The 22231-nt window shown below is 54.4% G+C and carries 17 protein-coding genes and 2 pseudogenes; 17 read left to right on the forward strand and 2 right to left on the reverse strand.

The window, feature by feature from the left end; all coding sequences use genetic code 11:
* The first annotated feature begins 8 nt into the window (after nt 1-8).
* Both CLV58_RS28520 and CLV58_RS24310 read left to right on the forward strand, forming a co-directional pair.
* Nucleotides 9-155, forward strand: a complete 147-nt coding sequence (locus tag CLV58_RS28520; protein WP_170108788.1) for a hypothetical protein — start codon at nt 9-11, stop codon at nt 153-155.
* Between the two features lie 8 nt (nt 156-163).
* Nucleotides 164-436, forward strand: a complete 273-nt coding sequence (locus tag CLV58_RS24310) for a hypothetical protein (protein ID WP_106140438.1) — start codon at nt 164-166, stop codon at nt 434-436.
* A gap of 76 nt (nt 437-512) precedes the next feature.
* Here the strand turns inward: CLV58_RS24310 and CLV58_RS28695 are convergent, their stop codons facing one another.
* Nucleotides 513-665 carry a hypothetical protein gene (locus CLV58_RS28695; RefSeq protein WP_211300900.1) on the reverse strand — a complete coding sequence of 51 codons (153 nt, stop codon included), beginning with the start codon at nt 663-665 and terminating at the stop codon, nt 513-515.
* 1686 nt (nt 666-2351) lie between these two features.
* Here CLV58_RS28695 and CLV58_RS24320 point away from each other — a divergent pair.
* The 13 genes from CLV58_RS24320 (at nt 2352) to CLV58_RS24370 (ending at nt 20052) form a co-directional block, all read left to right on the forward strand.
* Nucleotides 2352-3443, forward strand: a complete 1092-nt coding sequence (locus tag CLV58_RS24320) for a formylglycine-generating enzyme family protein (RefSeq protein WP_106140440.1) — start codon at nt 2352-2354, stop codon at nt 3441-3443.
* A 246-nt stretch (nt 3444-3689) separates the two neighbouring features.
* The gene (locus CLV58_RS24325) at nt 3690-6767 is read left to right on the forward strand and encodes a SusC/RagA family TonB-linked outer membrane protein (RefSeq protein ID WP_106140441.1); all 3078 of its coding nucleotides are present in this window, start codon (nt 3690-3692) and stop codon (nt 6765-6767) included.
* A gap of 24 nt (nt 6768-6791) precedes the next feature.
* Nucleotides 6792-8357: a RagB/SusD family nutrient uptake outer membrane protein gene (locus CLV58_RS24330; RefSeq protein WP_106140442.1), complete on the forward strand. Its 1566-nt coding sequence runs from the start codon at nt 6792-6794 to the stop codon at nt 8355-8357.
* Between the two features lie 34 nt (nt 8358-8391).
* Nucleotides 8392-8550 (forward strand): hypothetical protein, encoded by a 159-nt coding sequence (locus CLV58_RS28525; protein ID WP_170108789.1) that lies wholly within the window; start codon nt 8392-8394, stop codon nt 8548-8550.
* Nucleotides 8551-8565: 15 nt separating this feature from the next.
* On the forward strand, nt 8566-8727 hold the full coding sequence (locus tag CLV58_RS28850; protein WP_170108779.1) for a hypothetical protein: 162 nt from the start codon (nt 8566-8568) through the stop codon (nt 8725-8727).
* Nucleotides 8728-8772: 45 nt separating this feature from the next.
* Nucleotides 8773-9720 carry a sterol desaturase family protein gene (locus CLV58_RS24335; RefSeq protein WP_106140443.1) on the forward strand — a complete coding sequence of 316 codons (948 nt, stop codon included), beginning with the start codon at nt 8773-8775 and terminating at the stop codon, nt 9718-9720.
* Between the two features lie 70 nt (nt 9721-9790).
* Nucleotides 9791-11371, forward strand: a complete 1581-nt coding sequence (locus CLV58_RS24340; RefSeq protein WP_106140444.1) for an arylsulfatase — start codon at nt 9791-9793, stop codon at nt 11369-11371.
* Nucleotides 11372-11405: 34 nt separating this feature from the next.
* On the forward strand, nt 11406-13238 hold the full coding sequence (locus tag CLV58_RS24345) for a sulfatase-like hydrolase/transferase (RefSeq protein ID WP_106140445.1): 1833 nt from the start codon (nt 11406-11408) through the stop codon (nt 13236-13238).
* A 73-nt stretch (nt 13239-13311) separates the two neighbouring features.
* Nucleotides 13312-14982: an arylsulfatase gene (locus CLV58_RS24350; protein ID WP_106140446.1), complete on the forward strand. Its 1671-nt coding sequence runs from the start codon at nt 13312-13314 to the stop codon at nt 14980-14982.
* A gap of 13 nt (nt 14983-14995) precedes the next feature.
* Nucleotides 14996-15700, forward strand: coding sequence for a thioredoxin domain-containing protein (locus tag CLV58_RS24355; RefSeq protein ID WP_106140447.1), 705 nt, complete (start codon nt 14996-14998; stop codon nt 15698-15700).
* A 115-nt stretch (nt 15701-15815) separates the two neighbouring features.
* Nucleotides 15816-17300 (forward strand): arylsulfatase, encoded by a 1485-nt coding sequence (locus CLV58_RS24360; protein ID WP_106140448.1) that lies wholly within the window; start codon nt 15816-15818, stop codon nt 17298-17300.
* Nucleotides 17301-17353: 53 nt separating this feature from the next.
* Nucleotides 17354-18316 carry a sulfatase-like hydrolase/transferase gene (locus tag CLV58_RS24365; RefSeq protein ID WP_245882449.1) on the forward strand — a complete coding sequence of 321 codons (963 nt, stop codon included), beginning with the start codon at nt 17354-17356 and terminating at the stop codon, nt 18314-18316.
* A gap of 902 nt (nt 18317-19218) precedes the next feature.
* Entirely contained in the window at nt 19219-20052 is an 834-nt protein-coding gene (locus tag CLV58_RS24370; RefSeq protein ID WP_146141531.1) for a hypothetical protein, read from the forward strand.
* A 604-nt stretch (nt 20053-20656) separates the two neighbouring features.
* Here CLV58_RS24370 and CLV58_RS28855 read toward each other — a convergent pair.
* Nucleotides 20657-20998, reverse strand: a pseudogene (locus CLV58_RS28855) (Tn3 family transposase).
* Nucleotides 20999-21670: 672 nt separating this feature from the next.
* Between CLV58_RS28855 and CLV58_RS24380 the strand changes: the two are divergent.
* Nucleotides 21671-21874, forward strand: a complete 204-nt coding sequence (locus CLV58_RS24380; RefSeq protein WP_245882450.1) for a hypothetical protein — start codon at nt 21671-21673, stop codon at nt 21872-21874.
* Nucleotides 21875-21926: 52 nt separating this feature from the next.
* Nucleotides 21927-22193, forward strand: a pseudogene (locus tag CLV58_RS29285) (hypothetical protein); the annotation flags it as partial.
* Nucleotides 22194-22231: the final 38 nt, after the last annotated feature.

The raw sequence follows: 22231 nt of genomic DNA on the forward strand, positions 1-22231 counted from the left end.
ATAATCCGATGGCTTCAATGTCGTTCGTCAAAAACTTGTTGATGGGTAGCCTGCTGGTCGGGCTACTCTCCAGTTGCCAGGTCGACCACCTGTCTGTACAGACCGATTTCCCGTTTACGATCAGCAACGAGACGCTACCTGATCGGCCTATCTGAATCAGAGTTTGCCATTCAAACTGTCGGTCCTACCGCAGCGGGTGACAACTACGCAGGTGTATACCCTGCGCTGGCGTTCACTATCGGCCCTGACGGGTAATCTGACGGTGAACGGTACAGAACTGCCTGCCGACTCGCTCTACGTGCTCAACACACTAACACCCCAACTACGGGTACGCGGCCGCTCCCAAAAACTAAGTAAGTATACCTTTAACGTAATGGTAACGAATCAGGCTGGTCAGACCCAGGAATTACCCTTATCAATTATCCTGAAAAACTAATCAGCATTCATTACATCGAACAGCAAAGCCCGGCCATATGACCGGGCTTTGCTACTGTAGATAGCCCCTGATAAAGTTACTCGCCGGCGGCTGGAACCTTATCAGCGGGTGGTTGCAGAATTAATCCAATATCATCGATAACATCGGCGATGGCCTGCCCCACACATACTAGTTCGTCCGTGGTCCAGCCTTGTGAATTCTTGATTCGCCGGTAAAGACCATGAGGCATATTGCAGCGTCTGACCAGCTCTGCAGGCTCAATGGGTAGTTTCTCCAAACGGGCACTGAAACCGTCCCGAAACTGTATGTACGTATGTATGTATCAATTTGCTGATAAAGCGTTTGCTTTTTCAGGTGCTGCGCCAGCAGTAGTAGCTCCGGGTCTGAGAAGGATCTAGCCCGAGTCTTCTTATTATGGGCTGCTCCGACCGTCACACCCAGCAATCTGGCAAGCTGATCGTTTGAAATCGAGCCGATCAGCCGTTGAATTTCGTTGGCAGCTTTTACGAATTCAGTTGTTACGTTGATAATGTAATTTGTGGGCATATGAATTATGCTGTCTCAGACTAATTATTAGCCCGTCTATCAAGTCTCTATAGAAAGAAAAAGCGTAAGTCATACTTACGCTTTTTCTCACCGATGACGCTTCGATACCGGAATATCGGGCCCAAGTGCCCCGCCGAGGAACTTAAATATTCCAGCAACAGCCAGAAAACCGACGATAAATCCACCTAAGATAACCATATAATTTTTGTCGACTAACAGTTCTTTACACAATCCGCTCTACCTGTTGCTAACCTGTATAAATATGCCAGACTGTTCGCAGATAACCTACCATTCAGGGCATTGCTACCCGGAAGAACCCCTACCCTTCCCCCCTCCGTGATCCTTCGCTTTAGCGGCCACTGGCCGCATTTGCCAACAAAAAACCGACGCAGGGCCGGCCAGTGGGTGCAGAACTTAAAGGGGCTGGTAAAGCTACCAGCCGAGGCTACCTGGCGATTGTAAAGGGGCGTCAACCCGGTAAAGCCGCTCTGCTACACTGATCCGTTTCGTTTGTTTGTCTGAGCGCTGCCCGCTGGTGTAAACCCAATACATAGGGCATAAGCAATCCGATAGTTCGAGCCGCATGGCAAATATGTAAAATTTCCTGTTATCAGAGCACCAGCGTGGACTGGAGGGTGAATAGTTTTAATAAATTGGCACAATGTCCAGCGATCAGCGAACTTATCAATCATGTCGTATAATAAACATTACCTTACTTGCATTTTCTGAACAAAGAACAGGCAACTACTTGTCAAAATCCGTGTCTACTTTGACTGGTTTCCTTTATAGAAAAATACGGCCTTCGGCCGCGCCCATTTGTGTCGCAGAGTGGGGAGGCAGGCTGTCCAGTTAGTAGGTGGTGCTATTAGCACGGTTCCTAACAGGAAACGAGTAACAAAATAGTCTTATTTATCAGCAATAAAATTTAATCATAACTAGGCCTATTCGATAGACTATTTCTATTTCGAGTTACATTTCGGCCATTTCACCATATTTAATTTTTAAATTTCAGCCAAAACGTGAAATATATTTGCTTTTGATAAAATCACATCAATACCTTTGTGACAACTTCATCAACACGAAAAGCCGCTTTTTGCAACGTTATAGCAGGCTTACACCTTAGAACAGGTCCATATGCGGCCAACAACAAGGAACAGGCTGTCGGGAAATAGCCGCCGGTATTTTAAACGGCTACTGCTACTGTAGCCTACGCTGAGCATTCAATGGATGCTTTTTTAAACGCATCTTTTACCTATAAAATCTATAGACATAATTATTTTCATTTTTCCTATATCAGCTTCAAGCATTCGGCGCGGTACTGGCGGATTGCATTGTAGCCGATATGTAAGCGTGTAAGCATTCGTAGCGCATGAAAGCATTACTATACACATCCGCAATACTGCTCACCGTAGCCTTCGTGCAACGGAATGCAATCAATGAGCGGCCGGGTGAACCAGCCGCAGCGGCAAACGCGACCCTGTGCAAGGCTCCGCTCTGCAAACTCCCCTCCCGCACTGCTATTCTTCAGGCAGTTACTCCGACCGGGTCAACAGCACCAGCGGGAACAGAGGGGATGGTATTGATCAGGGGCGGTCAGTTTTGGATGGGGTCGACGGGTTTTGCCGACGCCAAACCGGTTCATGCCGTAGCGGTCGACAACTTCTGGATGGACGCCCACGAAGTGACCAACGCGCAATTCAAAGCGTTCGTCAAAGCAACGGGTTATATCACCATCGCCGAACGCCCGCTGAATCCGGCCGACTATCCGGGCGTGTCGCCCGACAAACTGATCCCCGGCTCGGCGGTGTTTAGCCCACCAGCCCGGCCCGTTTCGCTGGCTAACCCGTTACGGTGGTGGGCTTACGTAGCCAGTGCGAACTGGCGTCATCCGCAGGGGCCCGGCAGTTCCATCGTGGGGAAAGACAACGAACCGGTGGTTCAGGTCTGCTACGACGATGCCGTGGCTTATGCCAACTGGGCCGGCAAACGCTTGCCCACCGAGGCCGAATGGGAGTTTGCCGCGCGTGGCGGTCGTACCGGCACAACTTACTACTGGGGTAACGACCTGAAACCCAACGGCAAATGGGTCGCTAATCTGTTTCAGGGCAACTTCCCGTCTACCAATTCAGCCGAAGACGGCTTCCGCACGACGGCCCCCGTTCAGACGTATCCCGCCAACACCTTCGGCCTATACGACATGGAAGGAAACGTGTGGGAATGGTGCAGCGACCTCTACCGCCCGGACTATTACCAGCGAAGCCCTGCCCATAATCCGAAAGGCCCTGCCGATAGCTACGACCCCGACGAGCCGGGCACCGTCAAGCATGTGCAGCGGGGCGGCTCGTTTCTCTGTAGCGACCAGTATTGCGTGCGCTACCGGGCGGGCAGTCGGGGGAAGGGCGAGCCTGGCAGTGCCAGCAACAATCTAGGATTTCGCTGCGTCCGATCAGCGCAGATGTAATAAACGGTGGGGCGAAAGCAAACTGGTTTGTAGCAGCATTCCAGTATGTGATTCGCTAACTGGCGACCGGTATGGCTGTAGCAGCAGCCCCCCGATGGCCATAAAAAATGCCAGCCGCATCGGCGGTCCGACCTGTAGCAGCAGGACTGGCTGGTCAACCATAAGGCTCAGTGGCAACTGAATTGGCAGCAGTCGTTTGCGCGACTGTCGTGCGACCCTATTTTTTAGTTTAACCAGTACAGAGCAATGAAAAAAAGCTTTATGTATTTACTGTGGATTGGGATTCTTCTCAGCCCACTCGTGCTTCTGGCACAGACGCCCCCTCCCGTTATTAACTCTACCCTGTCGGGTAAAATTGTCGACGAAAAAACGAAAGAACCGCTGATCGGCGCGACGGTTCAGATCAAAGGTACCACCAATGGGGCCGCTACCGATGTCGACGGTAAGTTCGTGCTGAAAACCGGCCAGAAACTTCCTTACACGCTCGTTGTCAACTACGTAGGCTACAGTACCCAAGAGGTTCTGGCGACGACAAACACGATTGCGGTCGAATTAAAAGAAAACGCCAGTCAGCTCAACGAGGTGGTTGTGGTCGGCTACGGCACGCAGAAACGCAGCGACATTACGGGTTCGATCGCATCAGTTCCGGTAGCGATTCGCCAGCAGCCGGTCGCGTCGGTCGAACGGCTTTTGCAGGGGTCGATTGCCGGAGCTATCGTAACGCAGACCTCGGGGCAGCCGGGCGGTGGGGTTAGCGTGCAGATTCGCGGCAACAACTCGATTACGGCGGGCAGCGATCCGCTGTACGTAATCGACGGCTTTCCCATCAACAACGATTACTCACTGACCGACGCGGGGGTTACGAACGGTTCGAAAATCAACCCGCTCTCGTCCATTAACACGTCCGACATTGAAACAATCGACGTGCTCAAAGACGCATCGGCAACGGCTATTTACGGCTCGCGCGGGGCCAACGGCGTGGTTATCATCACTACCAAAAACGGGTCTAAAAACAAGTCGTCGGTCAACTACGATGCGTTTTACGGTGTGCAAAGCGTTATCCGAACGATTCCGCTGCTGAACGCCCGCGAGTGGTGGCAACTGCGGAAAGATGCGGCCGCTAACTCCGGCAAGACAACGTCCCTGCCCGCATCGGCAGCCCTGGGCTATTCGCTCGATACGTCGGGCGTTGGCACCGACTGGCAGGCAGCCGCTTTTCGGCAGGCCGCTATTCAGAACCACAACATCTCGATTCTGTCGGGTTCGGAACGGACACAGCTGGCGATTTCGGGCAACTACTTCAAGCAGGACGGAATTTTACAGAATACGGACTTTCGGCGGTTTTCGGGCCGAATCAATCTGGCGCACGAATACAATTCCCGCTTCCGGGTTTCGGCTAATTTGACGGCCAGTAATGTCAAAGCGAACGTAGCTCCGGCGGCAATCGTCGGCAACCTGTTGCTGACGCCCCCATCGCTGCCGATCTACAAAAACGACGGCACCTTCGTCGTCAACAGCCCATTTGAGTCGAGCCTGCAGAACCCGATCAACTCTCTGTACAACCAGCTCAACGAGACGATTACCAATCGTATACTGGGGAACGTTACCGCTGAGTACACGATCCTGCCCGGCCTGAAAGCGAAGGGGCTACTGGGTACCGACATCGTCGACAATAAGCAGAACCGCTACCTGCCCAGCAGTACGGCCGAAGGGCAGAGCCTAGGGGGCGATGCTATCGTCGGCTCAGTATTCACGACAAACTGGCTCAACGAAAACACGCTCAGTTACGACAAAGAAATCAACGAGCGTCACAAGATCAGCGCCATTGCCGGCTTCACAGCGCAGCAGTCGACGTCGAAGGGGGCCGTGGCCGAAGCGGCCGGATTTGCCACCGATGCCTTTTCGTACAACAATCTGGGCACCGGCATTACCAACCGTACGCCCAGCTCCTTTACCAACAGCTGGTCCCTGGCCTCGTATCTGGGCCGGATCAATTACGGCTATAACGATACGTATCTGGTCACGTTCACGCTGCGGGCCGATGGCTCCTCGCGCTTTGGCGAGGGCAACAAATGGGGCTATTTTCCATCGGCCGCTGTTGGCTGGAACGTGAGCAATGAACGGTTCTTTTCGCAGGTCCGCCATGTAAGCACGCTGAAGCTGCGGCTGAGTGCGGGCCTGACGGGAAACCAGAACATCCCGCCCTACCAGTCGCTGTCGCAGCTTGGGTACTTCCGCTACAACTTTTCCAACACGACGGTATCCGGCTTTGCGCCCAACACGGTACCGAACCCGAATCTGGGCTGGGAAAAGACGTTTCAGGTTGACGGCGGTATCGACCTGGGTCTGCTCAACAACCGGATTCAGCTTACGGCGGATTATTACTACAAGAAAACCACCGATCTGCTGCTGAGCCGGACCGTGCCCGGCACGTCTGGGCTGTCTAATTTTTACGGGGGGCAGGCCTCCACGATTTACCAGAACATCGGGGCGGTTTCCAATCAGGGCTTCGAACTATCGATTAATTCCCGCAACCTGACGGGGGCGTTGACATGGAACACCATTCTGATCTATTCTAATAATAAGAATAAAATCCTGAGCCTCGGCGAGGGGGTTAATCAGATCATACCAGACATTTCATCGCCATCGATCGCCAAAGTCGGCTATCCGCTGGGTTCGTTCATCGTGTACCAGACCGATGGTATCATTCAGTCGAGTGATCAGGCCCTGACACCGCAGGCCAACAACAAACCGGGCGGGCAGAAATACAAGGACATCAATGGCGACGGGGTGATTACGCAGGCCGGTGACCGGATTGTTATTGCCAATCAGCCCGGCTTCACCTTCGGGGTAACCAATACGTTCAACTACAAGGGGTTCGACCTGTCGATCTTCGTGCAGGGGTCGGTAGGTGGCAAGCTCTACAACGCCAACCGGGCCAACCTGGAACTCGGCACGGGCTACACCAACGCGTCGAGTGATCTGCTGAACCGCTGGACACCGGCCAATACCAACACCGACGTAAAGGCAGCGTATCAGGACCCAGCCATTACGATCTCGGATCGCTTCATCGAAGATGCAACCTATTACCGGCTGAAGAACGTCTCCCTTGGCTACACCTTACCCAAATCGCTGCTCAGCCGGGCCAAACTATCGACCCTGCGCGTCTATGTGTCGGCGCAGAACGCGGCTACCTGGACCAACTACACCGGCTACGATCCGGAGGTAAGCCTGAACGGTCAGTCGCTCATCAACAAGGGCGTCGACTCGGGCGTCTATCCAAACAATAAATCCTACCAGGTCGGTCTTTCGCTGTCACTATAACCCGCCCCGTAAACGTAACGAATCATGAAACTCCAGACATACCTGGTAGCGGGACTGACTATCCTGTCGCTTACCGCCTGCACCGATTTCCTGAAAGAAAGCCCCGAAGCGTTCATTTCGGAAGAGCAGTATTACAAAACCCAGGCCGACGCCCTCAATGCCGTCAACGCGGTCTATTTCCTGCTGAACTCGGGCGGCAGTTCCGTACAAACGCCCTACAACACCCTGTTCAACACGGGTATGAACATGGCCGGCGACGACGAAGATCCGGGGCCGGGAGCTACCAACCCCGACGTTCGGTCGCTGGCTGTCCTGGCCCACTCATCGACGAACCTGCGCGTCTACGAACTCTGGCAACAGCACTATGCCGCCATCAAAAAGGCCAACGTGGCGCTCGAAAAAATCCCCGCCATCAGTTTCGACGCAACCCTGAAAGCACGGCTACTCGGGGAGGCTAAATTTCTGCGGGCCCTGTATTACTTCAACCTGGTGCGGCTGTACGGCGACGTTCCGCTCATCACCGACTACCAAAAATACATAAATGCGTCGGACTATGCCGTTGCCCGCACCGCATCGACGCAGGTGTACGCGCAGATCGAAAAGGATCTGACCGAAGCAGCGACCGTATTGCCCGCGTCGTACAGTTCACCCGACGCAGGCCGGGCAACGGCCGGTGCAGCGAAAGCGCTGCTGGCGAAGGTGTACCTGACGAAAGCCTCGTACCCACTGAACATTACGTCGCACTATCAAGACGCGGTCAACAAAGCCGAAGAGGTACTTTCCTCGGCCGATGGGGGGACCGGTAAGTATGGCTACACCCTGTTTACCAACTACGCCGATGTTTTTCTGCCCGCCAGCAAAAACGGGGTTGAACACATCTTCTCCGCTCAGTTTAAGTCGAACTCACTGGGGCAGGGAAACAACGAAAACCCGCGTGCGATCCTGTCGTCGATTCCCGGCCTCTCGGGTAACTATGCCCACATGGTGCGCTACTACACCAACGGAACCGACAAATTTTACAGCATCTACAAGCTCTACACGTCGGCCGACAAGCGTCGGGACGTCACCTTCGTCCGGTCGTTTGTCAGCCCCAGCAACGGCCGTAAGTATGGCCTGCCCATTACCAATTCCACCGTCGCAAACGACTCAACCCCCTTCTTCAACAAGTGGTGGGACCCGAACTCGACGGCGGTCACCAGCGAATCGGCGGCCAACGTTCCCATTCTGCGGTATGCTGACTTGCTGCTGCTGCATGCCGAAGCCGAAAACGAAGCCAACGGCCCGACCGAAAAAGCCTATAAATCATTGAACCGGGTTCGAAACCGGGCGGGTCTGCCCAGCCTGACGCTAGGCCTGACCAAAGATCAGTTCCGGGAAGCCGTCTACCTGGACCGGCGGCTGGAGCTGGTCTACGAATACCAGCGTTGGTTCGATCTGATCCGGCAGAAAGACGCGTCGGGCAAAAGCACGTTCGTCGCCAACCTGCAAAAAGTCGGCAAGACCAATGCCGCCGACAAGCACCGCCTGTATCCGATCCCTCAGTCGGAACTCGACAACAACCGCCTGCTGACCCAGAATCCGGGCTACTAGCGCCTTTCCGATCACGACTAAACAACCTTTCAGCATGACACTATCCGACATAAGCCTGCTCATCCGGAAAATACTGATCGGGGTTCTCGTTGCCCTGATTCCTTTCCTGATCCTGTTTTTCGGCCTCCGCCTGACGCAAAAACTGCTGCACACGCCTTCATCAACAAACGCATCGTTTCACCAAACCCGCTAACGACAAGCCATGACCATGGAACCCAGAATCGCCCGGCGCATTGTCCGGAACGCCCTGCTCAGCCTGTTTCTCTACGCCCTGCCCGTACTGCTGATGTTCGCAGCCTTCTACCTGACCGGACAGCGACCGTGGGCAAAAAAAACGCAGAAGGCGCAAACGGCAGGCTATCGCTATTGAGCCACGACCAACCAATCAGTTATCAATCGCTAAAACCACCTTGCCATGATCTATTTCGTTGAACAACTTTTCGAGAATCTGGGAACGTGGGGGCTCCCCACACTGGTATTGCTCATCGGCGTTATCGAGTTCGCAGCCGGACTTTACGGTAAACACTGGAACCGCAACGAGATGCTGCTCGACATCACCTGCTTCACCGTACCCAAGCTCGTTGTCAAGCCGCTGGTTGCTTATTTCGGGCTTAAGTTTTTACCCTACCTACTACCTGATGCGAAGAATGCCTTCGACTGGGTACCGTTCTGGTGGGGCTTCGCCATCATCGCCGTTGCCGACGACCTGACCCAGTACTGGTACCACCGACTGCACCATGAAGTACCGTTTCTGTGGCGCTTTCACCGGACGCACCACTCCGCGCCGTACATGGGTATGGCGATGGCCAGCCGGCAAAACATCGTGTATACCCTTTTCTTCTCGCAGACGTATCTGACCACGGCGCTGGTGTATGTTGGGCTGGGCTATCCGGCGCTGTTCGTTAAAGGTATCAAGTCGATTATCACGACGCTGGCTCACTCGAGCATCCCATGGGATAAGCCATTTTACGAAACCAAGTGGCTACACCCTGTTGCCTGGGTACTCGAACGGTTCATCTCCACCCCGGCTACGCACCACGCCCACCACGCCGACTCGACCGACGATGGCGTAGGCTACTACAAAGGCAACTTCGGCAATATGTTCTTCCTCTGGGACGTCATTTTCGGTACGGGGCTGATCACCCGCCAGTACCCCAGGTCGTACGGCATTGCGTCGTATCAGCAGGAAGAATGGTACGCGCAGTTTATGTGGCCATTGCTGAAGTCGAAGAAGGAGGGTAGCGAACTGGCGCACAACGGCCCCATGGTAAAGGAGGACACAACGACCGCTGGCGCGGTACCCGAACCACAGCTCGTCTCACCGGGCCTGACGTCACTCGAACCCGAGCTGAAAATAGCCTGACCGACTACTGTATCCGCTCGATCCGACCAGCTGAACTAACCCATTTCCCCTAAACGACGCCTACCCTACCATGACTCGGTCTATTGTTATCAAAAGTTGTCTGTTGCTGGTCCTGTCGGCAGCGAGGCTGTTTGCGCAACAGCCGGTAGACAAGCACCCTAACATCGTGATTATCCTGGCCGACGATCTGGGCTTTTCCGATCTGGGGTGCTACGGCTCCGAAATTCAGACGCCCCACCTCGACCGTCTGGCCCGGGAAGGGTTGCAGTTGAGTCAGTTTTACAACAGTGGCCGGTGCTGCCCGTCACGGGCGGCCCTGTTGACTGGCCTTTATCCACATCAGGCCGGCATCGGCGATATGATTCAGAACAAAGGGCCGAAGGCGTACCAGGGCTACCTCAATGAACACAGCGTAACGATCGCGCAGCTGCTGAAAACAGCCGGTTACCAGACCATCGTTTCCGGCAAATGGCATGTCGGTCTGGTTCCTTCGGCCTGGGCCGTCAATCGTGGTTTCGACAAGTCATTTACGTTACAGAACAACGGCAGCAGCTATTTTAACTCGCAGCCGCTCTACAACGACGGCCGAACGGTAACGTTTCTGGTTGGCGACAAGGAAATTCAGCGGCAGGATACGTCGCGCTACCTGACGCAGGCGATCACTGATTTTGCCTGCCGCAGCCTGGATTCGCTGAACCGGAAAGACCCATTTTTTCTGTATGTAGCCTACACAGCTCCGCACTGGCCAATTCAGGCCCTGCCCGAAGACATTGCGCGCTACAAAGACCGGTATCGGGACGGCTGGGATTCACTGCGGGTGCGCCGGTACCGAAAGCAGATCGCAGCCGGGCTTATTCGAAAGGAATGGCCTCTGTCCGACCGGTTCGCCGACGTTCCGGACTGGTCATCGCTGTCGCCCGCCGAGCAGGAAAAATGGGCGCTGCGCATGGCCATCTATGCCGCCATGATCGACCGCATGGATCGCAGCATTGGCGCTATTCTCACCCGATTGAAGACTACTCAGCAAGACCGGCAGACGGTTGTTCTGTTCATGTCAGACAACGGCGGAAGCGCCGATGAGGTGCAGCAGTGGGATTACGTTACGCAGAAGAGGGGGACACCCGGTAGTGTTGCGTCGATCGACAGCTACGATCCACCCTGGGGCAACGTCAGTAACACACCGTTTCGCCTTTTCAAGAAAAACACCCACGAAGGGGGCATTGCCTCGCCGTTCATCGCTTACTGCCCCGGACTGATCAAGGCAGGTACCGTAGGCGCATCGGTTACGCACCTGATCGATGTATTGCCCACCTGCTTAAGTCTGGCGGGCATCACCTACCCGGCTGTTTTTCAGAACAAACCGCTAACCCCACTGGAAGGAAAGAGCCTACTCCCCCTATTCGACAACAAACCGTTCAGCGGACACGAAACACTTTTCTGGGAACATGAAGGAAGTCGGGCGGTACGCAAAGGAAACTGGAAACTCGTGGCAGAAATCGACAAGCCCTGGGAACTGTACGACCTGAACGCCGACCGGACCGAAACGCGCAATCTGGCGTCGAACTACCCGCAACTGGTAGCGGAACTGGCGAATGAACACACCGTCTGGTCTACAAAAGTAGGGGTTGTCGACTGGCACCAGCTTAAATAAGACCCATTGACAGCCTACCTAAAAACGGAATACTATGATACGGTTAACGCAATACGTCGCGGTTGTGCTGGTACTAGGGTTTCTTCGCGCAGCGGCCCAGCCCACCGACCGACCCAACATCCTCTGGATCGTCAGTGAAGACAACAACACCTCGCTGATTGGCTGTTACGGCAACCCGTACGCGACTACGCCCAACATCGATCAGTTTGCGAAACAGAGTATTCTGTACAAAAACGCGTTTTCGACGGCTCCCGTCTGCGCCCCGTCGCGCAACACGCTGATTACGGGTATGTACCCACCGTCGCTGGGTACCGAGCACATGCGGAGTACGTATCCGGTACCGTCGTTCGTCAAGTTCTTCCCCCGGTATCTGCGGGAAGCCGGTTACTACACGACCAACAATTCGAAGAAGGACTACAACATGATCGATCAGGTCGACGCCTGGGACGAGTCGAGCGATTCGGCGACGTACAAAAAGCGGAAACCCAGTCAGCCCTTCTTTGCGGTGTTCAATCTGTTCGTGTCGCACGAGAGTAGCCTGCACAAACCCCTGCCAGCACTGCACCACGACCCGGAGAAAGCGCCAATCCCCCCCTATCACCCCCACACCGCCGAATTCAAACACGACTGGGCGCAGTATTACGACAAGGTCGAAACGATGGATCAGCAGGTCGGTAAACTGCTGAAGGAACTGGCTGATGCGGGGCTGGCCGACAATACCATTATATTTTACTACGCAGATAACGGCGGGGTGCTGGGGCGCAGCAAGCGGTTTATGTACGAATCGGGGCTGCACGTCCCACTGGTTGTTCACCTGCCGAAAAAATACGCTCACCTGGCCAAACAGCAGGTGGGTTCGCAGACCGATCAATTGGTTACGTTCGTCGACTTCGCCCCGACGATCCTGAGCCTGACCGGCATTCCGATTCCGGGCTACATGCAGGGACAGGCGTTTCTGGGCAAGCAGCAAAAACCGGAGCGCAGCTATGCCTATGGCTTCCGGGGCCGGATGGACGAAGCTATTGATCTGTCACGGTCCGTGCGGGACAAAAAATACCGCTATATCCGCAACTACCTGCCGCATAAGATTTACGGTCAACACCTGAATTACCTGTGGCAGGCCCCCTCGATTCGCTCGTGGGAAGCGGACTACAAAGCGGGGCGACTGAATGACGTGCAGTCCCGCTTCTGGCAGGCCAAACCGGCGGAGGAACTCTACGACGTGACCGCTGATCCCGATAACATCCACAATCTGGCAGCCGACGCCCGCTATACAAGCGAGTTGCTTCGCCTGCGTAAGGCCAACGATCAGTGGCTCCGGCAAAGTCAGGACGTGGGCTTTATTCCCGAAGCCATGCTGTCGAAAATCGCCGATCAGACACCCCTGTACGACTACGCCCGGCAGGGCAGCTACAACCTCAATCGGGTCATTGAAACCGCTACGCTGGCATCCGCCCGGAACCCTACTGACACTACCGAACTTCGCCAGCGCCTGACCGACACTAATCCGGTCGTGCGGTACTGGGCTGCTACGGGCTGTACGGTTCTGAAACCAGCCGGTGCAACCGCAGCCCTGCGAACACTGCTTCAGGACGCGGAACCATCGGTGCAGATTGCTGCTGCCGAAGCCCTGTACGGCCTTGGTGAGAAAAACGAGGCTATCGACACGCTGAAGAACGCCCTGACAAGCGACAACCGACATAGCCGGCTTCAGGCGTTGAGTGTCTTGCAAAGTCTCGGGAAAGATGCCCTTCCAGCAGCCGCGCAGGTAAAGGAAATCGTCGCGCATGCCCCGACGGGCTACTCGGTCGATACGGCATACGATGTCCGGGCTGCCCAGAATCTGCTCGACCAACTCAACCCCTGAATTGCGGCAAACGCGGCGCTGGCATTGCGTCGGTCTGCAACCTATTGAACGATACACTTACCCACTACGACTAATGCTACGAATTTTCTTCAGCCTTCTTTGGTCTACTCTCATACTTAGCCCGTCGCTGGCGCAGCAAAAGCCCCGGTCCGCAGCCAAAGCCGGCACGAACCGCCCAAACGTTATCCTCATCATGGTCGACGACATGGGCTACTCGGATTTAGGCTGCTACGGCTCCGAGATCAGCACACCCAACCTCGACCGACTGGCGAACGAAGGGATTCGCCTGCGCGAATTTTACAACAACTCCATCTGTGCACCCACGCGGGCGTCGCTCCTGACGGGGCAGTACCCGCACAAAGCGGGCATTGGTTATTTCGACGTAAACCTGGGCATTCCACCCTACCAGGGCTACCTGAACCGGGAGTCGCTCACGCTGGGCGAAGTGTTCCGGTCGGGCGGTTACAGCACACTGCTGTCGGGCAAATGGCACGTGGGCAAAGACAGCCTCTCCTGGCCCAATCAGCGGGGATTCGACAAGTTTTACGGGATTCTGGGTGGTGCGTCAGATTACTTCGATGTCAAGCCCCTGCCGTTTGGCACGAACCCGTATCCGGTCGCGCTCATCAAAAACAACGTCCGCCAGTACCCGAAAGACAACTCCTATTATTTCACCGACGAAGTCGGCACCAACGCGATTCGGTTTCTGGACGAGCAACGGCAGGAAAACAAACCGTTTTTTCTGTACGTGGCGTTTACGGCTCCGCACTGGCCCCTGCAGGCCCTGCCCGAAGACATCGCCAAATACCGGGGTAAATACGACCTGGGCTGGGATTCACTACGGGTGCAGCGCCTGAAACGCCAGAACGAACTGGGTATCCTGACCGATAATCAGAGCATCGCCCAGCACGACCCCGAAGTGCCTTACTGGGACAAACTTACCTACGATGAAAAGCAGTTCTGGAAGGCCAAAATGGAAGTGTATGCCGCGATGGTCGACCGGATGGATCAGAACGTAGGGCGGATTCTGACCAAGTTGAAAGAGCTCAAAAAAGATGACAATACGATGATCGTTTTTCTGTCGGACAACGGGGCGCAGGGCGGCTTCAACAGCTACAGCCAGCTTCGGCGCGGACTGGTGCGCAACACCGGCCCGGTCGGTACGGCGGGTTCGTTCGACTACCAGGAGCAAAACTGGGCGTACCTGTCGAATACGCCCCTGCGGCACTACAAAAATAATTTTCACGAGGGTGGCTTCGGAACATCGTTCATTGCCTGGTATCCAAAACAGATCAAAGCGGGCCGGCTGGCCAAAGGTACCGGCCACATCATCGACCTGGCACCGACCTTCTACGAGCTGGCCGGTATCACCTATCCCAGCACCTACAAGGGCACCAAAGCCAATCCGCTGACGGGCAAAAGCCTGTTGCCCGTTCTCTTCGGACAGGCTAACGAAGTCAACCGGGGCGAACCCATTTTCTGGGAGCGGGCCGGCAACCGGGCGGTGCGTAAAGGCAACTGGAAACTCGTATCGACCTACCCCAGCTACAAATGGGAACTCTTCGACCTCACCAGCGACCGGGGCGAAACCAAAAACCTGGCCGACGCCCGGACCGATCTGGTCAATGAATTAGCCGCTGATTACGTCCGATGGGCGGAGAAAAACGGCGTAGTCGACTACGACAGGATCAAACCACAAAACGACATCCTTCCCGGTCAGACGTCAGCACAAACCAAAAACTAAATTCTCTACAACTATGACCATCAACTCCTTGCTAGTCACCAGTCTGCTGTTTCTTACGTCACTAAGGCTGAACGCCCAAACCGCTACGCTGCCGTTCGACGCCTTCGAATTCAAACTGGTGCAGGCCGGACCCCGGGCTCAGATTTTGGATGCCCGATCGGAAGAAGAGTACACGCAGAACCACCTGAAAGGGGCGGTCAGCTTCAGCGTGGCCGATCAGGCCGACTTCGCCAGAAAGAGTCAGAAGCTGGACAAACAGGCACCCGTCTTCATCTACTCCATCGGCAACGGCCGGAGCGGTCAATTGGCCAGCCAACTGCGGGAGGCCGGTTTTACCGACGTAACCGAATTGCCCGGTGGCCTCAGCAACTGGATCGGTTTGGGTCGCCCCGTCGAATCGACCGTTGGGCCGGGGCTGTCGTTGACCGAGTTCCGGTCGCAGCTACAGTCGAACAAGTTGGTGCTGGTCGATTTCGGCTCGCGGTACTGCGGTTCCTGCAAAAAACTGGCCCCGACCGTCGATGCGCTGGAGAAAGAGCATGCCGCCGGGCTGAAGGTCATCCGGATCGAGGCTTACGACAACAAGGCGCTACTGAAAGAACTGGGCATTACGTCGCTGCCAACGCTGGTGCTGTACAAAAGCGACCGGGAAGTATGGAAAAAAGCGGGCGTTACGCCCAAATCAGAAATCCAGGCAACGATTGTCGAATCGCTGTAACCACCTTTTAGATAACCGCGCTACATTTTACCGGTAGGCGCGGCGTACGAGCATTCTTTTGCCAATACGTCATTTATGAGGAGGATTATTCGTAACCCATCTTGAGCAACCAGCCATGAAACGCCTACCGGATTCTCTCTTCGTGCTAGTACTCCTTACAATCAGCCCTGTACTAGTTATCAGGTTGGTTCATCCAGTCGACGACGGTCCGACCCGGCCGGGTACTCTGCCTCTATCAGGCCGGCCCAACATCGTCTTCATCCTGGCCGACGATCTGGGTTACGGCGACATTGGTGTCAACGGGCAGAAGCTAATCCAAACACCCAACATCGACCGGCTGGCGGCCGAGGGGATGCGCTTCACGCAGTTCTATGCCGGCACGTCGGTCTGCGCCCCCTCGCGGTCTGCGCTTTTGACCGGACAGCATACGGGGCATACGTACATCCGGGGTAACAAAGGCGTCGACCCTGAAGGGCAGCAACCCATCGCCGACTCGGTCGTCACCATCGCCGAACTGCTGCATAAAGCAGGGTACACAACGGCGGCTTTCGGCAAGTGGGGCCTCGGCCCGGTCGGCTCCGCCGGCGATCCGCTCAAACAAGGCTTCGACCAGTTCTATGGCTACAACTGCCAGAGTCTGGCGCACCGTTACTACCCGAATCACCTCTGGAACAACGCGCAGCAAGTTGTGCTGCCCGGCAACCAGCACCTGCGTACACCCCGGCAGTATGCACCGGATCTGATCCAGCAACAGGCCCTGACATTCATTGGAGCCCAATCCAGCCAACAGCCTTTTTTCCTGTTCCTACCCTACATACTGCCCCATGCGGAGCTACTAGTACCGGACGACAGCATTTTCCGGGCTTACAAAGGCCGGTTTGCGGAGAAACCCTACAAAGGCGCGGATTACGGTCCTGACGCAACGACTGGTGGGTACACCTCACAACCGTACCCGCGCGCAACATTTGCCGCTATGGTTACCCGGCTCGACCTGTACGTGGGGCAGGTGCTGGCGAAACTGAAAGAACAGGGGCTGGACCAGAACACGCTGGTCATTTTCTCGAGCGACAACGGACCCCATATCGAAGGGGGTGCCGATCCGGTTTTTTTCAACAGCGGTGGCGGTTTCCGTGGTGTCAAGCGTGACCTCTACGAAGGCGGCATCCGCGAACCGTTCATCGCACGCTGGCCGGGCACGATCAACCCCGGAACCCGCAGCGAGTATATCGGCGCTTTCTGGGATTTGTTGCCAACGTTTGCCGAACTGGCCGGCGTCAACAACCTGCCGCCGACGGATGGGCTTTCGTTCGTTCCGGCCCTGACCGGCAACGGCACGCAGCGACAACACGACTACCTATACTGGGAATTTCACGAGCAGGGTGGCAAACAGGCTATTCGGCAGGGCAACTGGAAAGCCGTTCGCCTGCATGCGGTCACCCAACCCGATGCCCCCCCCGAACTCTACAATCTGGCAACCGACCGGGCCGAAAAACGTAACCTGGCCAGTCAATACCCAGAGCGGACCAGGCAACTTGGTCAGCTGATGAATCAGGCACACCAGCCATCCCCCTTGTTTCCCTTCGGTGCCGAGGGCCGTTAGCGATTCTGCTTCAACACCACCAGCCCACTTCCAGCCTATTTATAAAAAACCTGTTGGTTCCTGGCATCCTTTTAAGCGGTTACTTACTGCTGGGGGCCACACCACCCAAAAATACGGCTGTTAAAAAAGCCCCGTTAAAACCTACTATTTTACTCATCTTCACCGATGATCTGGGCTATGGCGATATTGGTACCTACGGCGCTACAGATATTCGCACTCCGAATATTGATGGGCTGGCGCAGAAAGGATTACCATTCACGTCGTTTTATTCGGGCAATCCCGTTTGTAGCCCCTCGCGGGCAGGTCTGCTCACCGGGCGGTATCCGCGCCGACTGGGCATCAACGGGGTTTTCTTCCCGGAAAGCTATACGGGTCTGCCCGCATCGGAAGTAACAGTTGCTGAAGCGTTAAAGCAGCGTGGCTACGCGACGGGTGCCATCGGCAAGTGGCATCTGGGCCATCACCGGCAATTTCTGCCCGTACAGCACGGCTTCGACAGCTATTTCGGCATTCCTTACAGCAACGATATGGCGGGGGTTGTGTATTTCCGCAACAACGACGTGGTCGACTATACCGTTGATCAGCACATGATTACCAGAACCTACACCGAGGAAGCGATCCGCTTTATCGATCAGCACAAACGCGGCCCGTTTTTTCTGTACCTCGCCCACAACATGCCCCACGTCCCACTCTACGCGTCGGCGGCATTTGAAGGCAAGTCAAAACGGGGTTTGTATAGCGACGTGATTGAAGAAATCGACTGGAGCGTGGACGAGGTCGTCAAGGCGCTGAAGAAAAACGGCCTGGTCGAGAATACGCTGGTCATCTTTACCAGCGACAATGGCCCCTGGCTGGCTTACGATGTGGACGGCGGGTCGGCCGGGCCCCTGCGAGAAGGCAAACAGACGACCTTCGAAGGCGGTATGCGCGTGCCGGCGGTGATGTACTGGCCTGCAGTCTGTGTTAGTCCCCGTTCGGCATACCGATTACGGTTAAACCTTAAGCCGCTTCTTTAAATTCAATTGTTCTGGGCCGCCGGGCGGTCAAAAAGCCGAATACCCGGTGCGGCCATTTACTGGTATAAGTGTCTAGCCATTGATCAACTATATGTCCGCACTCAGACTAAGTCCGCCAATGAGTAGACGTTCAGTACTTCCTGGTGAAACGTTCAACGTGGGCGTGCTGAGCCGGTTACCCGGTTAAATCCGATGTAACCCGATTCCCTGCCGTTCGTACCTTTCGCTTAACTGAGTACCAATGAATCTGGCTCGTTACGCTTCGCTTTTCAGCGGTTACAACATAGTTTGATTGGGGGGCGGTATGCGTCAACTAGTCGTTGTAAAAGCCGAATTACTTACCCGGTGGCTAACGGGTAGTCTGCTTCTTTCTCCGGAGCCTGCCGCCGGGTGGCCGGTGCCATTATAATCATCCAACACGTTAAGAAATCAGAATCGTCGGCCATAACGCATAGCGCCGCTTCACCCGGCGACCACGTAAAGTCCAGCGACTATATGTTTGCAGCCTTCGGTTCTATAAGTAGCTGAACTGGTTGGCGTTCGCGTCACGGCAAACTTATGCCCATCTGACGATACAATCGCCAAGTACGTTTTTCCGGGCTTGGTTTATATACTGCTAACTGGCTCCTATACTTACTCAAACCTAATTGTCTCTTAAAAATGATCCTCCGTGAGATAAGAAATCGGTACTTTCTATCCGGCTGAATAACAGTTTTGGCAGAGTATTAGAAACAGATTAACGCCACCCTGAGGTACAAAACCCATTGAAGGTAATTGGGTATTTTTACGCTAAGATCAACAAACAAATGATAAAATACCTAGGCTTCATTGTTGCCACGACACTATCCTGTTCGGCTATTGCACAATCTAGTTCGCCTGTCGAGCAGTCGACTCCCTTCCAGATGGTTGTTAATTCAGGAAACCGACCAATGGTCAACGGCACGCTCAACGAATTTCCGGTCGTGTTTGATGTGCATTCAAATGCAGACTTCTACATGCAGATCTCGCACAAAGCTGCCGATTCAGCTAGAATTGAGGATCGAATTCATATCGATTCTTTCGGCATCTCCTCGCCGGGACAAGTCAGTTCACTAGGGCGCGACAGTGCTTTCGTCAATACGCTCACTGTGGGAAAGGCTACGTTTGTCAGAGCGCCTGCTTCTGTATTCGAAACGCCATCTGACTACAACCATGGCATGCTGGGCTTACGCTGGTTGACCGGGAACCACGCCGTGGTCGATTTTGCAAAAAACAATGTCATTATCAACCCAACGAAATCGTCATCGCAAGCCCGTCGGGAAGCATTATTAGCGTCGGGCTACGTTGCCATACCAATGCAACGATCCGCCAAAGATGACCGTTATTACATCCTAGTCACGCTCAATGGCGTTACTCAGCCAATGGTCGTTAGCACCGTAGCGAGCAACACACTAGATACCGAGTTCGCCAAACGGGCTAAGATCAAATCGATAGCGACGGGAGAAACGTACGGAGGTCCCACCGGGACGACGGGGCAGGTATACGAAGTTAATCAGCCGGTAAGATTACAGGTAGGGGCCGCTTCGCTTCTGATAAAGCAAGCAATCGTCGAGGACATTTACGCTTACTCGGCTATGAAACGAGAAAAAAAGCAGGCCGATCAAACGGCAGGTATGCTAGCTGCTGATTTCTTAATAACTAACGGGGCGGTAGTCGATTTTGGCGCTAAAACATTATTCGTTAAGCCGGGAAAGTAACTGTAAAAGCTACGAGGGCCAGGGTACCCGGTAGCAACTCACTCGGGATTGCAAACTAAGGGTAGTGTTACTTATTCAGTAGAAGCCAAGGGGTCAGGCGACATGGTCTAAAAAAACTCGGACGCGAACCTTGCTTAATTTCGTCTGAAGTAAACCAGTCAAAACATAGTTCACGAAAGTATGACACCGGGTCTAGCAGGATCGCCAACCCTATGGCAGGGACCACCACGCCGAGTATGGGCAGGCAGTGGACTCTTCGCGAAGGCAAACCGGCGATGCTCAGGGCTTTCTCTCCGGTAGCCCGCTAGCTGACACATGCGGGTTGGCGGGTTGATTATTCGCTGGTGAGTTGCAGAATCGTTGACTATTCCCAGCACACAATTATAGACGGTGTACTACCCACCAGACGCATTATTGATTCATGCATTAGTTCGTGGAGCCGCTAACTCGTAGTAATGGCCCTAGTTTCTCAGAACATACATTGAACAATTATAAACTTTACAGACTTACTCACGGATTAATAACGGAGGTGAAAGCTCCGATCACACTGGTATTGGGGTTCTTCTTCCAAACGTGCGGATTTACTCGCCACCAAACTAAAAACTTAGTTATTACCCGTATCTCGAAGCGGCCGACGGTGGGTGGAGTCAAGGTCGCCTGAGTTGGTAAACGTATATTTACTCAGCCGATTGATATGCTCATACCGACAGGGGGACAGGGAGTCGAAGTGAGCTTCATCGACTGCATAGCCTTCAGCGTGTAGCTGGCGCAGCACCTCCTGCATATATATTGTGTTTCAGAGTAGTACCGCGCTGGTCAACAGCGTCAGACAACGCGCCGACTCACTTTGGTCTTCTTCCTGTTTACGCCGGATCAGCCCGTCACTGCCGAACCAAAGCCACGACCGTAGCGCGTGCAGTTCCTCCCCCCTTGTTAAGTTGGGCATTGATGCGTCGGCGTAGTGGCTGGCTTTGCAGATAGCGCAGGATGAACGGGGCCGCCCGTGCGGTTTAACATTCCGATCATAAAAAAGCCTGGCGCCAAGCGGCCGAAAAATTGACTCGTCGCTACCCTCTGGTGGGTATGGAGTTGATTTGTCGACTGTTTGCGGACGCCGCGCGGGCCGAGTGCGTCAAGCCTGGTATGCGGCTACCCGGCGGCAAGAGAAAACTATCTTTCAGACTGATGCTATTTTGCAGGAGGTCAGACGGATACGACGTGAAGTTCCTGGTATGGGAACGCACAAACTGCATAATGAGCTGAGAACATTTCTGACTCGACATCAAATAAAGTTCGGTCGGGATCGGCTACATATGCTCCTAAAGGAACATGGTATGTTGGCTAAAAAGAAGGCTAGCAAGGTGGCTACGACCGAGTCCAATCATCCACACTATAAGTATCCGAACAAGGTTAAGAACTTAAAACCAACTCGCATCAATGAACTGTGGCAGGGCCGCCTGTGCGGTAAGCGACTTGACCTACATTCCAGTAGGCGCTAATTATGCTTATCTGTACGTGATTATGGATGCCTTTTCGCGTAAGATCGTTGCCGGGCCGCCGGGGCGGTTGGTCATTGCAGAAAACTATGCATGCCAAAGGGGCACTCAACGCATTAAAGATGGCCTTATCCGCTCGTAAGGACATCAGCCAACCCCTCACTCACCATTCCGACCGAGGTGGGCAGTACTGTTCGTGGGCTTATGTGCAACGCCTTCGGCAGGCCAATGCCATAATCAGCATGACCGAGTCAGGAGATCCCAATGAGAATGCGATGGCTGAGCGAGTTCTTCGTTCATTGAAACCGGGCCGCCGGGGCGGATGACTGCAAATTAGCTCGTGGGTTCCCTTCTTTTTCATCAGCCGAGGAAGCCGTAGCCCGAGCGATCAATGCTTATAACACAGTTCGCCCTCATGCATCCTTGAATTATTTGACTCCCCATCAGATGCATCAACGTAAGCGTAAGCCTCGGCTACGCTGGTATCCTTACAAGAAAGTACGGTTTGGAAACGTCCAATACGAAGCCACCGTGGCTCGGCTGTCTTTCGCTGATTTTAATAAGTGTCTAACTCAATCAGTAGCATACGCTTTTGAAGCAATCCCACTATGTACTATGCGATATTATCAACCGTTTAATAAATGATACATGTATCAATTTTCATAAATTACAATATTGGCTGC

Origin of the sequence: Spirosoma oryzae (genome assembly GCF_003002825.1) — a bacterium.
GTDB lineage: Bacteria > Bacteroidota > Bacteroidia > Cytophagales > Spirosomataceae > Spirosoma > Spirosoma oryzae.